At 67.0% G+C, this 13,759-nt stretch carries 10 protein-coding genes, 2 pseudogenes and 1 riboswitch; all 12 genes and pseudogenes read left to right on the top strand.

The window, feature by feature from the left end:
- The coding region (locus tag DBR10_RS19695) for a 7-cyano-7-deazaguanine synthase (protein WP_233243268.1) at positions 1-121 on the top strand (121 nt) is incomplete at its 5' end.
- Complete coding sequence (gene queE / locus DBR10_RS04355; protein WP_108488856.1) at positions 118-750, top strand: 7-carboxy-7-deazaguanine synthase; 633 nt, start codon at positions 118-120, stop codon at positions 748-750. The genes DBR10_RS19695 and queE, both read left to right, overlap by 4 nt.
- Before the next feature lie 72 nt (positions 751-822).
- A complete protein-coding gene (locus DBR10_RS04350) occupies positions 823-1,191 on the top strand; it encodes a 6-carboxytetrahydropterin synthase (protein ID WP_108504601.1) in 369 nt (122 codons plus the stop codon).
- Positions 1,192-1,338: 147 nt separating this feature from the next.
- Positions 1,339-1,560: riboswitch (cobalamin riboswitch) on the top strand.
- Between the two features lie 162 nt (positions 1,561-1,722).
- Positions 1,723-3,666 (top strand): TonB-dependent receptor plug domain-containing protein, encoded by a 1,944-nt coding sequence (locus DBR10_RS04345; protein WP_199223496.1) that lies wholly within the window; start codon positions 1,723-1,725, stop codon positions 3,664-3,666.
- 133 nt (positions 3,667-3,799) lie between these two features.
- Positions 3,800-4,669, top strand: a complete 870-nt coding sequence (gene prmC, locus DBR10_RS04340) for a peptide chain release factor N(5)-glutamine methyltransferase (protein ID WP_108504600.1) — start codon at positions 3,800-3,802, stop codon at positions 4,667-4,669.
- Positions 4,670-4,925: 256 nt separating this feature from the next.
- Positions 4,926-6,125, top strand: coding sequence for a DUF4167 domain-containing protein (locus DBR10_RS04335; RefSeq protein ID WP_108504599.1), 1,200 nt, complete (start codon positions 4,926-4,928; stop codon positions 6,123-6,125).
- Between the two features lie 162 nt (positions 6,126-6,287).
- Positions 6,288-6,890, top strand: a complete 603-nt coding sequence (locus tag DBR10_RS04330; protein ID WP_108504598.1) for a hypothetical protein — start codon at positions 6,288-6,290, stop codon at positions 6,888-6,890.
- A 44-nt stretch (positions 6,891-6,934) separates the two neighbouring features.
- The gene (locus DBR10_RS04325) at positions 6,935-7,720 is read left to right on the top strand and encodes a M48 family metallopeptidase (protein WP_108504597.1); all 786 of its coding nucleotides are present in this window, start codon (positions 6,935-6,937) and stop codon (positions 7,718-7,720) included.
- A gap of 97 nt (positions 7,721-7,817) precedes the next feature.
- Complete coding sequence (clpB, locus tag DBR10_RS04320) at positions 7,818-10,403, top strand: ATP-dependent chaperone ClpB (RefSeq protein ID WP_108504596.1); 2,586 nt, start codon at positions 7,818-7,820, stop codon at positions 10,401-10,403.
- 124 nt (positions 10,404-10,527) lie between these two features.
- Positions 10,528-11,361 (top strand): annotated as a pseudogene (locus DBR10_RS20445) (HAMP domain-containing protein); the annotation flags it as partial.
- 273 nt (positions 11,362-11,634) lie between these two features.
- Positions 11,635-12,417, top strand: a pseudogene (locus DBR10_RS20440) (methyl-accepting chemotaxis protein); the annotation flags it as partial.
- 110 nt (positions 12,418-12,527) lie between these two features.
- Positions 12,528-13,718 carry a carbohydrate porin gene (locus tag DBR10_RS04310; RefSeq protein WP_108504602.1) on the top strand — a complete coding sequence of 397 codons (1,191 nt, stop codon included), beginning with the start codon at positions 12,528-12,530 and terminating at the stop codon, positions 13,716-13,718.
- Positions 13,719-13,759 lie beyond the last annotated feature (41 nt).

Below are 13,759 nucleotides of genomic sequence, written 5' to 3'. Positions count from 1 at the left end.
GGGCGAGCGCGGGGAACTGCATCCCTGGGGCCATGGCTGCGGCGAATGTCCGGCCTGCGAGCTGCGCCAGCGCGGCTACGAGGAATGGGACGCCGCCGGTCGTAAGGTCATGGCCGCGTGACCTACTCCGTCAAGGAAATCTTCCTCACCCTGCAGGGCGAGGGCGGCCAGGCCGGCAAGGCGGCGGTGTTCTGCCGTTTCGCCGGGTGCAATCTGTGGTCGGGGCGCGAGCAGGACCGGGCCGAGGCCGTCTGCACCTTTTGCGATACCGATTTCGTCGGCACCGACGGGGAGGGCGGCGGCAAGTTTGCCACGGCCGAGGATCTGGCTGCGGCCGTCGAGGCGGCCTGGACCGGCGGGCCGGGTGACCGGCTGGTGGTCTGCACCGGCGGCGAGCCCCTGCTGCAGCTGGATCCGGCCGCCATTGCCGCCCTGCACGCGCGGGGCTTCATGATTGCGGTCGAGACCAACGGCACGGTTCTGGCCCCTGACGGCATCGACTGGATCTGCGTCAGCCCCAAGGCCGATGCGCCGGTCGTGCAGACGCGCGGCCAGGAGCTGAAGCTGGTTTATCCGCAGGACAAGGCCCTTCCGGACCGCTTCGCCGGGCTCGATTTCGAACGCTTCTACCTGCAGCCGATGGACGGCCCCGACCGCGACGCCAACACGCAATTGGCGGTCGCCTATTGCCTTTCACACCCTCAATGGCGTTTAAGCGTCCAAACACACAAATATCTCGGCCTGCCCTGACGGATAATGCGCTCGACTTGGTGACAGGGTCGTTGCGCTAGAGCCTCCCAGGCCCTGTCAAAAGAAGCAACGATGATGCCCGTCTTCGAAATCACGAAGGCCGCGACGTTCGACGCGGCCCATTACATCGAGCAAGGTCCCGCCGACCATCGCTACCGCAAGCTGCACGGCCACTCGTTCAAGGTCGAGGCCAGCGTAAAGGGGGCGATGCAGGACGCCGGCTGGGTGGCGGACCTGGAAGGCCTCGACACCGCCCTGAAGGCCGTCGCGTCTGAGCTGGATCACGGTCTTCTGAATGACCGCCCCGGGCTTGAAAGCCCGACGCTGGAGCGCCTCTGCCTCTATTTTGCCGACCGCCTGACCCCGGCCTTCCCGGGTCTGTCGCGCGTGGTGATCTCGCGTCCGACAATCGGCGAAAGCTGCGCCCTGGCCCTGGGCTGACCGGCCGGCTCTTTTCGCCCCCCTCCTCCGCACTGCCGTAGCGATACCGGGGCCGGACGAAATCCTGCGTCTGTTGCGCTGCAACAAGGCGCTTGCCTTTCCGCCATTTTGTCATATTGGCTGTGCCCTGAGGACGGGGCTCTGCTCCGCCCTCACGATCGCGCCGGTGCCTCGAGAGAGGCTTAATCGGGAATGCGGTGAGGGTGCTTCTGCACCCGACTCCGCGGCTGTCCCTGCAACTGTAAGCGGATAGCGCGATGCACACGGCCCCCTCAGCGGGGCACAGCCACTGGGCCGAAAGGCCCGGGAAGGCCGTGCATCACGTGTCGACCCGCGAGCCAGGAGACCTGCCGGCGCACCGGTCGCTCTTGCCTGATCCAGGGGATGGTCAAGGCACGGTACTCCGTCTGAGCGACGAACATGCGGCGGGAGCCGCATCGGTTCGTATGGGTTGGCGCCAGGGCGTCCGCCTCGCCGTGCGTGCCGACCGCCCAGCGGACGCTCCCGTCATCCGTCGCTGATGACCCGTGAGTGCTGCCTGTGAAACTGTTCCTCTATTCCGCCTCCTGCCTGGCCCTGCTGGCCGCCGGGCCCGCCCTTGCCGATCCCGTTGCCGCCGAAGCGTCTTCGGTCGATACCCTGATCGTCACCGCGTCGCGCTCCGGCGAGCCGGTCGAGATCAAGACCCTGGGCGCGTCGGTGACGGTGCTCGACGCCGAGGCCATGACCCTTCGCCAGACCCGCATCGTGTCCGACATCCTGCGGGACGTGCCCGGCCTTGCGGTCAATCGTCTGGGGGCCATCGGCAGCCAGACCCAGGTCCGTGTTCGCGGGACCGAAGGCAATCACGTCCTGGTCCTGATCGACGGGATCGAGGCCTCGGACCCCTATCAGGGCGAATATGACTTCGGGACCCTGATCGCCGACGAGGCGGCCCGGGTCGAGGTCCTGCGCGGTCAACAGTCCTCGCTCTACGGCTCCGACGCCATCGGCGGAGTGATCCACTACATCACCCTTTCGGGCGCTGAGGCGGCCGGAACGCGCCTGCGTCTGGAAGGCGGATCGTTCGGCACCGTCAGTGCGGCCGCCCGGACGGCGGGCGTATCGGGCGACCTCGACTACGCCCTTTCGGCCTCCAGCTACCAGACGGACGGCACGAAGACGGCGCGGAACGGCAAGCGCAACATCGGCTCTGACAGCTTCGGGGCCTCGGCCAAGCTGATCTGGTCGCCCAGCGAGACCTTCCGGCTGACCGGGGTCGGGCGCTACAGCTTCACCGACGCCGACAGCAACAGGAGCGAGAGCAATCCGGCCAGCCCGCTGTTCGGCTACATCGTCGATGATCCCGGCGCGCACTACGACAACACGGCGCTCTATGGGCGGGTCGAGGCCGAGCTGACGGCGCTGGACGGCCGCTGGGTCAGTGCCGCGTCCGCCCAGGTCGCTGACACCACGCGCAAGGCCTACACGGCGCGCGGTATTGAATACGGTGACAAGGGCAAGCGCTACAAGGGCTCCGTGGTCAGCACCTATCGCTTCGGGACTGAAGCCGTCAGTCAGCGTGTAACAGGCGCTGTGGACGTCGAGCGCGAGACCTTCCAGAACACCACTCCGGCCAGCTACGTCTTCCAGGGCCGCCGTCACACCGACAATGTCGGGATCGTCGGCGAGTACGAGGCGGTCGTGAACCAGACCCTTTCGCTCGGGCTTTCGGTGCGGCGCGACCAGAACAACCGCTTTGACGACGTCTCCACCTGGCGGGCCCAGGGCAGCTATGCCCTGACCGGCGGGACCCGGCTGCGTGCGGCCTATGGCACCGGCGTCAAGAACCCGGGCTATTACGAACTTTTCGGCTATTCGGACGGCAAATACATCGGCAATCCGAACCTCAAGCCCGAGCAGTCGAAGGGCTGGGAGCTTGGGGTCGAGCAGACCTTCGCCGCCGAAAAGGCAACCCTCGGCGCGACCTGGTTCGACAGCGTGCTGAAGAATGAGATCTACACCACCTATCCCGCCCCGACCTATGTCGCCACGCCGGGCAACCGGACAACGGACTCAAGGCAGCATGGCGTCGAACTGTTCGCCAACGCCCGCCCGACTGACCATCTTCGGATCGATGCGGCCTACACCTGGCTGCATGCGCGCGAGAACGGCGTGGTCGAGGTTCGTCGTCCCAAGTCCATTGCCAGCCTGAGTGTCACGGCCCTGTCGAGCGACGCGCGGCTCTCCGGCACCCTCAGCCTTCGCTACAACGGCAAGCAGACCGACGTGGCCTATACCGATCCGAGCTACCGGCCGGTCCGGGTGATGCTGAAGGCCTATGCGCTGGCCAATGCCGCCATCGACTACCGGCTGACGCCCAAGATTTCGGTGTTTGGTCGGGTCGAGAACCTACTCAACGAGGACTACGAGGAAGTGTTCAGCTACGCCACGCCGGGTCGGGCCGGCTATGCGGGTGTGCGCCTGGCCTTCTGAGGCGGACGGCCAGACTGATGTCTTGCCGGACCGATCCCCGGATCGGTCCGGCAGGATACCGGCGTGAAGTTTTGCAGCTTTCTGGACGGGGTGATCTCGCCCTTGCGGACGCAACAGGCTATTTCACCGCCCCATGACCCTGACCCTCGTCAAAGCCTGGACCGCCGCCAAGGAGCGTCTGAAGGACGCCGGCATTGATCAACCCGCTATCGACGCGCGTCTGATGCTGGAAGTGGCGGCTGATGTTACCCGGACGGACATCGTCACCGATCCTTATCGCCTGCTCTCGGCCGAGCAGTGGGCCACCCTCGACGAGTACCTGACCCGCCGGGCCCGTCGCGAGCCGGTCAGTCACATCATTGGCCGCAAGGGCTTCTGGAAGATCCTGCTGCAGGTCAACAAGAACGTCCTGACGCCCCGTCCCGAGACCGAGGTCATCGTCGACGAGGTTCTCAAGGCCTTTCCCGAGCACATGGCCTTCACGATGCTGGACCTGGGTGTCGGGTCGGGCACCATCCTGCTGGCGGTTCTGGCCGAGCGCCCGGCGGCCAAGGGCCTCGGCATCGACGTGTCGGAGGAGGCGCTCGCCGTCGCCCGCGACAATGCCGCCAGCCTCGACCTCAATAGCCGCAGCACCTTCCTGCGGGGCGACTGGACGGCCGGCCTGCACGATTCCAGCTTTGATCTGGTGGTCTCCAACCCGCCCTATATCGCCAGCCATGTCATCGAGACCCTGGAACCCGAGGTGCGGGATCATGAGCCGCGCCTGGCGCTCGATGGCGGGGCTGACGGACTCGACGCCTATCGCCAGCTGGCACCAGAGATTCTCCGGGTGCTCAAGCCCGGCGGGCTGTTCGCCGTCGAGATCGGTTATGACCAGTCGGTCGCCGTCGAGGCGCTGTTCCGCGCGGCGGGGGGGCAGGGCGTGCGGACGGTCAAGGATCTCTCCACGCACGACCGCGTGGTCACGGGGACGAAAAACCCCTTGGAAAGCCCTGCGTGAGAGGTTAGACGATAGGGGTCTCCTCCTAAAAACGCCGGGTGACGGGAACAGCGATCGTCGACGACGGTTGTAAAGCTCCTCCGGCAGGCGCGCACGGTCGCAAGCCGGTCGCCGCGCCAGGCAAAGGGCGGGGGCTCTACGGAAACCAGTGTCTCGAGATCCATAAGACGACCCTACAGGTCCGATCCCGCTTCGAGAGACCAGCAAGGCCGGCCGTATCCGCAGAGACGGTGCGTCGGACAGGTTCAGAGAGACCATGAGAGATTTCAAGGGCATGAAGCGCCAGCGCGGCCGCAACAATCGCGGCGGCGGCAGCAGCGGCGGCAAGCCTCAGCAGCATAATGCCAACCGCGCCTTCGACTCCAACGGCCCCGAGGGGGTCAAGGTGCGCGGTGCGGCCCAGAGCGTCTATGAGAAGTACCAGCAACTGGCCCGGGACGCCTCATCGTCCGGTGACCGGGTTCTGGCCGAGAACTACCTCCAGCACGCCGAGCACTATTTCCGCGTCCTGCGGGCCATCCAGCCGAATCGGCCGGTCAGCGACATCATCGGCAAGGACGCCTATTCCGCCTACGAGATCGATTTCGAGGCTGAACCCGAAGAGGCTCCCGAGACCCCTGAAGCCCCCGCCGGTGAGGCCGGCGAGGGCGGTGAGGGCGAAGGCCAGCGTGATGAGCGTCCGCGTGATCGCTTCGAGGGGCGCCAGCGCGATGACCGTCCCCGCGAGGATCGCCAGCGCGACGACCGTCCGCGTGACCGCTTCGACGGCCAGAACAATCAGGGGCAGGGTCAGGGCCAGGGGCGTCGTGATCGCTGGCGTGATCGCGACGACCGGCAGCGTGATGACCGCCCCCGTGATGACCGTCCCCGTGACGAACGCCCCCGGGACGACCGGCCGCGCGACGATCGTCCCCGTGATGATCGCCCCCGGGACGACCGTCCCCGCGAGGACCGGTTCCGGGATCGCGACGACCGCCCCAGAGACGACCGCCCCCGCGAAGACCGTCCGAGAGACGATCGCCCCCGGGAAGACCGTTTCCGAGACGACCGTCCCCGTGATGACCGTCCCCGTGAGGAGCGCGTTCCTGTCGCGGCCGCCGATGTCGCATCCGAACAACCCCAGACCGAAGTCCGCCGCGAGCGTCCGCCGCGTCGTGAGCGCGCACCGCGCGACCGTGGCCCGGTGGATCGCGACCCGATGGCCGTGATCGAGCCTCAGGCCACGCCATTCTCGGGCGAAAGCAGCCATGAGCCTTCGCCCGTGCTGCGTGGCCAGGACGGTGACACCAGCCATGCACCGGCCTTCCTCGGACGTCCTGCCGCCGCGGCTGCGGCTGCTGAGGTTCCGGCCGCCGAGGGCGGCGAAGAGGCCAAAAAGCCCCGCCGTCGCCGCGCGCCGCGCAGCTTCGAAGGTGGTGAGGGGGCTCCGGCCGGTTCAGGGTCCGAAGAGTCCTGATCCCAGGCCTTTAGCGCCAAGCCCTTTGAAAAGGAGCCGTGAAAGCGGCTCCTTTTTTCTTGGCTCTGGTCGCTTCCGTACTGCGGATTCACCCGCTCTTTACCACGGCGCTACACCTCCCCTTTACCCCGTTTGGGTGTTCTGGTGCGGTAGCGAGGCGGAATGAGCTCAACCCAGATCAGCAAGGTCAGTGGACCGTCGACGGCGAGTGACGGCGCGGCCGGCGGCGTTGCTGCGGCCAAGGCCGTACTCGGCGACACGTCAGGGACTGTGGGGTTGCAGCAGCAGCTCACGGCCTTCCATGCCCTGTCCAACCGCTGGGCCGGAGCCGGTCATGACGAGCGGGTCGGCCTGACCTGGGCCCTCAACGAGTCGCCCTTCGCCAAGACGGTGCAGTCCGCCCTCAACACCTTTACCCGAACCGCCTGGGCCGGCACCGACGCCGTTCCGCCCGAGCCGCAGATCCGCATGAAGGCGGCGTTCGAGGGCCTGTCAGAAACCGACCAGACCATCGTCGCCTCGTTGAATGTCGGGATGCCCAGGGCCGCGCCCGCCTCGGTCGAGGACTACCGGGCCAGCTTGCAGAAAGCCGTTGAGGCCGTTCAGCCCGCAGCGCGCGGGCAGGACACCGTCACCCTGTCCCCCGAGGCCCAGGCCATCCTTGCCGGGGATGCGGCACCCTCGCCTCCGGATGCCGCGCCGACACCAGCGGCGACGCCGGACCTAGCGGCAGCCCTTACCGCCTATGGCAAGGCAGCCGGGTAGGGCCCCGGCGAACGTCACGCCCCCTTGAGCTTTGCCGCAGCCTGATGTGTATCAGGGTTGAAACATTTTCTGCGCGGAGCCCTGTCTTGCGTCGTCTCGCCCTTGCCCCGCTGCTGGCCCTCGGCCTGACGGCCTGCGCCTACAATGCCGACCTCGGGCGCGATCAGCTGCTGATCGTCAAGGACAACGGCCTGGCGTCAGCCGGCGAAAAGGCCTGGGCCAAGACCCTGAAGACCGGCTACCTGTCGAGCGATCCCGGCCGCAACGCCCGGGTGCGCGCCGTCGGCCAGAGGGTGGTCACCGCGGCCGGGCTCAACAACCGCCCGTGGGACTATGCGGTCCTGATCAACGAACTGCCCAATGCTTTCGTCCTGCCGGGTGGGCATGTCGGGGTGACCACGGGCCTGCTCGACATGGTCGACAATGACGATCAACTGGCTGCCGTGATCGGCCACGAGGCCGGTCACGTCGTCGCCCAGCATGCAGCCGAGCGCTATTCACAGTCGGTGACCTCCAAGCTGCTGCTCGGCGTGGCCAGCGCGGCGGCGGGCCCGTCCAGCGAGCTGGCGCGCGGGCTGAAGACCTATGGCGACGACGCCACCGACTACCTGTTCCTGCTGCCGTTCTCGCGCAAGCACGAGCTGGAGGCCGACCGGCTGGGCGTCGACTACATGCAGCGGGCCGGATACCGCCCGCGCGAGGCCGTGGTGCTCTGGCGCAAGATGCAGGCCCAGGGGGGCGGCGGCCAGCCCGAGATCGCGTCGACCCACCCCTCGGACGCCACCCGTATCGCGGCCCTGCAGACCTATCTGGCCAGCAAGGGCTGGTGAGCCCTTGTGTGGCCAAAGCGCCACACCTACATCCCCTGTCGGGACGCGTTGTGCTTGATCAAGGCGGCGCGTCCCGATCCGCCTAGAAGGGGACACTATGAACATCGATCTCTATTCCGACCGCGCCAAACAGGCGGTTCAGTCGTCGCAGAGCCTGGCTCTGGCCCGGGGGCACCAGCAACTGGGGCCCGAGCATCTGCTCAAGGTGCTGCTGGAGGAAAAGGACGGCCTTTCCCGCGCCCTGATCCAGAGCGCCGGCGGCCGGCCCGACGTCGTCGATGCCGCCGTTGAGGCCTTGCTGGCCAAGACCGCCCGCGTCGACGGAGCCGGCGGCCAGCTCTTTTTGAAGCCTGATACCGCCCGGGTGTTCGCCGAGGCCGAGAAGGGCGCGAAAGCGGCCGGTGATGCCTTTGTCACGACCGAGCGACTGCTGATCGCCATCGCCAAGGAAGGCGGCGAGGTCGGCAAGCTGCTGAAGGATGCCGGCGTTACGGCCAAAGGCCTGGAAGACGCCGCCAACGCCCTGCGCAAGGGCAGGACCGCCGACAGCGCCAATGCCGAGGAAGGCTATGAGGCGCTCAAGCGCTATGCCCGCGATCTGACCCAGGCCGCCCGCAACGGCAAGCTGGACCCGGTGATCGGCCGTGACGAGGAGATCCGTCGCACGATCCAGGTCCTGAGCCGCCGCACCAAGAACAACCCCGTGCTGATCGGCGAGCCCGGCGTCGGCAAGACCGCCATCGTCGAGGGCCTGGCCCTGCGCATCGTCAATGGCGACGTGCCTGAAAGCCTGAAGGACAAGCGCCTCCTGTCGCTCGACATGGGCAGCCTGATCGCCGGCGCGAAGTATCGCGGCGAGTTCGAGGAGCGCCTCAAGGCCGTCCTCAACGAGGTTACGGCCGCCGAGGGTTCGATCATCCTGTTCATCGACGAGATGCACACCCTGGTCGGGGCCGGCAAAAGCGAGGGGGCCATGGATGCCTCCAACCTGCTCAAGCCTGCCCTGGCACGCGGGGAGCTGCACTGCGTCGGGGCCACCACGCTGGACGAGTACCGCAAGCACGTCGAGAAGGACGCGGCCCTGGCCCGCCGGTTCCAGCCGGTGTTTGTCAGCGAGCCGACGGTGGAGGACACCGTTTCGATCCTGCGCGGCCTGAAGGAGAAGTACGAGGTCCACCATGGGGTGCGCATCTCGGACTCGGCCATTGTCGCGGCCGCTACCCTGAGCAACCGCTACATCGCTGACCGCTTCCTGCCCGACAAGGCCATCGACCTGATCGACGAGGCCTCCAGCCGCGTGCGGATGGCCATCGACTCCAAGCCCGAAGAGCTGGACGAGATTGACCGCCGCCTGGTGCAGCTGAAGATTGAACGCGAAGCCCTGAGCAAGGAAACCGATGCGGCCTCGCGCCAGCGGCTGGAAAACCTCGAGACCGAAATCGACGACCTGCAGTTCCGCAGCGACGAAATGACCGCCCGCTGGAAGGCTGAAAAGGACAAGGTCGGGGGAGCCGCCCAGGCCCGCGAGGCCCTGGACCGGCTGCGGGCCGACCTCGCCAATGCCCAGCGCGCCGGTGACTTCGCCCGGGCCGGGCAGATCCAGTACGGCGAAATTCCGGCTCTCGAACGCCGTCTGGCCGCAGCGGAGGAGGGCGATACCGCCCAGAAGTCCCTGACGCCCGAGGTCGTTGACGCCGAGCAGATCGCCGCCGTGGTCAGCCGCTGGACCGGAGTGCCGGTCGAGAAGATGCTGGAAGGTGAGCGCGAAAAGCTGCTGCAGATGGAACTGGCCCTGCGCGCCCGCGTGGTCGGTCAGGACGAGGCTCTCGAAGCCGTCTCCGACGCGGTGCGTCGCGCGCGGGCCGGCCTGCAGGATCCCTCGCGTCCGATCGGCTCGTTCCTGTTCCTGGGCCCGACGGGCGTGGGCAAGACCGAACTGACCAAGGCCCTGGCCGAGTTCATGTTCGCCGACGAGGCCGCCATCACCCGGATGGACATGAGCGAGTACATGGAAAAGCACTCGGTCAGCCGCCTGATCGGGGCTCCTCCCGGCTATGTCGGCTACGATGAGGGCGGGGCCCTGACCGAGGCCGTGCGCCGGCGGCCCTATCAGGTGGTGCTGTTCGACGAGGTCGAGAAGGCCCACCCGGACGTCTTCAACGTGCTGCTGCAGGTGCTGGACGACGGTCGCCTGACCGACGGTCAGGGCCGCACGGTCGACTTCCGCAATACGCTAATCATCATGACCAGCAATCTCGGCTCCGAATACCTAGCCAACCAGGAGGACGGCGAGGATGTCGACGCGGTGCGTCCGCAGGTCATGAACGTGGTGCGCGGTCACTTCCGGCCCGAGTTCCTGAACCGGATCGACGAGATCATCCTGTTCAAGCGGCTGGGACGGGGCAACATGGCCGACATCGTCCGCATCCAGCTGCAGCGGGTGGAAAAGCTGCTCGCCGACCGCCGCATGACCCTGGCCCTGGATGCAGAGGCGCTGCTGTGGTTGGGCGAGAAGGGCTATGACCCGGTCTATGGCGCGCGCCCCTTGAAGCGCGTGATCCAGAAGGAGCTGGTCGATCCGATCGCCCGCCGCCTGCTGGCCGGCGAGCTGGAAGACGGCGGCGTGATCGCGGTCAGCGTCCGAGACGGGGCGCTGGCGATCGGCAAGGCTGTGCTGCAGTAGGGCCCTCCGAGGGCAGGCCGGAGGTCTGCCCAATCTGGGTGGGGCGGTTACGTAGTCTTAAGGCTGTTGAGCGACAATCCCTCCAAGCGTGACCTGCTTTCCTTGGTCATCTTGGGGGAACGCCATGACCAAGCCTGGGTCCATGCAATCGTCGTCATCGCGGAAGATCGAGCGTTTCATCACGCTCATGATCGCCGGCCTGAGCCTGTTCTGCGTTGCCGCCGCTGTCAGCGGCGTGATGGCGATCGAGTCCCAGCGTGAGGCCCGGAGCGTTGAGGCCAAGCGCGACGAGGTCAGCCAAAGCCAGGCGCTCGAACTGGCCGTGCTGGCCAAGCAGATCCAGCTCGAGATCGTCCAGGTCCAGCAGTTCCTGACCGACGTCTCGGCGACCCGCGGCCTGGATGGTCTGGACGACGGCTGGGCCGAGGCCGAGGCCAACAGCCAGGCCTTCAAGACCGACGTCGCCCGTGCCCGGATCCTTGCCAAGGACCTGAATGCGCCTGCACTGTCCGCCGCGCTCGACGAGGTCGAGGCGGCCTTCCCGGCCTATTATTCCAATGGCCAGGCCATGGCGCATGCCTATGTCGATGTGGGCACCGCGGGCGGCAATGCCCTGATGGGCCAGTTTGACCAGGCCAGTCTCAATCTGGCGGCCAAGATGGACGCCGCGACCGCCGCCATGGCCGAGATCGAAAAAAGCCAGGAAGCGCATGACTTCGTTGCCGAGAAAAGCCTGCGCGATCAGCAGCTCGGCGCCATGGTCGTGCTCGGCCTGATGGCCCTGGGCGGCGTGATCCTCGGCGGAGCCGTCATCGTGCTGACCCGCGGTCGCCTGCTGCGCCCGCTGTCGACGATCGGCGACTATATGGGCCGTCTGGCCGAAGGCGACTATGATCGCGAGCCGCCTTACCGCAACCGTCAGGACGAGCTCGGCGACATGGCGCGGTCGATCGTCGTGTTCCGCGAAGCGGCCCTGGAGCGTCGTCAGGCCCGCCTTGAGCAGGAATCGGCCCGAAACGCCTCCGAAGGCGAGCGTCGTCAGAATGAACGCGAACGGGCCGAGGCCGATACCGAGCGCCGCGCCGTGATGGATCAGCTGGCCGCCGGCCTGGGCCGTCTGGCCGAGGGGGATCTGGCGAGCCCGATCCATACGCCGTTCCCGCCGGCCTATGAGGCCCTGCGCGCCGACTTCAACAACGCCGTCAACCGGCTGGCCCAGACCCTGGGCGCGATCGCCCGCAGCGGCATGTCGATGCGCTCGGGCTCGGAAGAAATCGCTTCGGCGGCCGACGATCTGTCGCGCCGCACCGAGCAGCAGGCGGCCAGCCTGGAAGAAACGGCCGCGGCCCTCGACCAGATCGCGGCGACCGTTGGTCGAGCCACCGAAGGCGCCCGTGAGGCTGCTGTCGTGGTCGCCAGCGCCAAGAAGGAAGCCGAGCAGTCGAGCCAGGTGGTGTCGCGTACCGTCGACGCCATGAGTCAGATCCAGAAGTCCTCGGCCAAGATCAGCCAGATCATCGGGGTCATCGACGAGATCGCCTTCCAGACCAATCTGCTGGCCCTGAACGCCGGCGTCGAAGCCGCCCGCGCCGGCGAGAGCGGCCGGGGCTTTGCCGTGGTCGCCCAGGAAGTCCGCGCCCTGGCCCAGCGCTCCGCTGACGCCGCCAAGGAAATCAAGACCCTGATCTCGGAGTCCGGCAGCCAAGTCGCTTCGGGTGTTGAGCTCGTCGGTCAGACCGGTGAGACCCTGGGTCGCATTGTCGGCGAGGTGGTCCGGGTACATGGTCTTGTCGAAGGCATGGCCCGCGCCTCCGAGGAGCAGGCCGTCGGCCTGCGCCAGGTCAATGTCGCCGTGAACCACATGGACCAGGTGACCCAGCAGAATGCAGCCATGGTCGAGCAGACGACTGCGGCGACGCATTCCCTGCGCACCGAGGCGCTGGACCTGGCGCGCCAGGTCTCCGGCTTCAAGCTCCAGGCGGCTTCGGGAGCTTCGTCCCGCGCGGCGGCCTGAACCGGATTCGGGTTCATTATCATAAAATAAATCAACGGCTTAACTGACTGTAAGCCCAGTTGTGAGATCCTCCTTCCCGAGAGTTCCTTCAAGGACCGGGGATGGTGGTGATGCAAAACTTCAAGCGCGGCAAAGCCCGTCGGTGTCTGACCGCCCTGCTGGTTGCAGGCAGCGCCGCTGCGGCCCTGGCGACCTCGGCCCAGGCGGCCGAAGGCCCCCTGACCTATAGCCTCGACTATACGGCCGACGTCGGCGGCGTGATCGACGGCGGTCTGGCCCGGCGGGGCCGGGTCCTCGATGACCTGCAGCTGGTGGTTGATCTCGACCTCGGAGCAGCTCTGGGCTGGTCGAACGCGAACGCCCACATGACGGTGCTCAACAATTCCGGCGGCATGCCGAACGAGGATGCCGGCACCCTGCAGGGGGTCGACAACATTGAGGTCAGCCGTCACCGCACGCGACTGTTTGAGGCCTGGGTTGAAACCAGCTTTGCCGACGGCAAGGGCGCCGTCCTGGCGGGTCTCTATGACGTCAACAGCGAGTTCTACGCCAATGACAGCGCCGGCCTGCTGATCGCGCCGGCCTTCGGCATCGGATCCGAGTTGGCTTCAACCGGCCCCAATGGCCCGTCGATCTTTCCGTCGACCGCCCTGGCCGTCCGGCTGAAGTGGACGACAGAGAGCGGCGGCTATGCCCAGGCCGTTGTGCTGAATGCCCAGTCTGGCGTGCTGGGCGACCCCGACGGCATCGACACCAGCTTCGACAGCGGCGTGCTGATGATCGGCGAAGTGGGCTGGCAGGGTGCCGGCAAACTCGCCATCGGGGCCTGGCGCTATTCCGACAAGCAGGACGACTGGCGCCTGGTCGACGCGGCCGGGGATCCGGTCCGCCAGACGGCGGGCGGGGTCTATCTGCTTGCGGAGCGCCGGATTCGGGGCAGTGAAGACTCTCCCGGCCGCACGACGGCCTTCCTGCGCGTCGGCATTTCCGACGGCACGACCTCGGCCTTCGAGGGGGGATGGCAGGCCGGCGTACTGGTCGAGCAGCCCTTCGCCTCGCGTCCGGATAGCCAGTTCTCGGCGGGCATGAACCAGGGCTTCATTACCGGCCGCGAGCGCGCCAACGGCGTCGACGCCGGCCGCAACATCGGCCGGACCGAGACGGCGTTTGAGGTGACCTATTCCGACAAGGTCGGCCGACTGACCGTGCAGCCGGACCTGCAGTATGTCATCCGCCCCTCCGGCGACCGCGATATCGACAATGCCGTGGTCGCGACCGTGCGGTTTTCGATCTCATACTGACGGCCGGTCAGCGGCTGTGTGAATGCAGATAACGTCGTTAC

Origin of the sequence: Caulobacter sp. HMWF025, from assembly GCF_003060965.1 — a bacterium.
In the GTDB taxonomy this organism is placed as follows: domain Bacteria; phylum Pseudomonadota; class Alphaproteobacteria; order Caulobacterales; family Caulobacteraceae; genus Caulobacter.
Note: the sequence above shows the minus strand (reverse complement) of the source record. Positions and strands in the feature narration are given on the sequence as shown.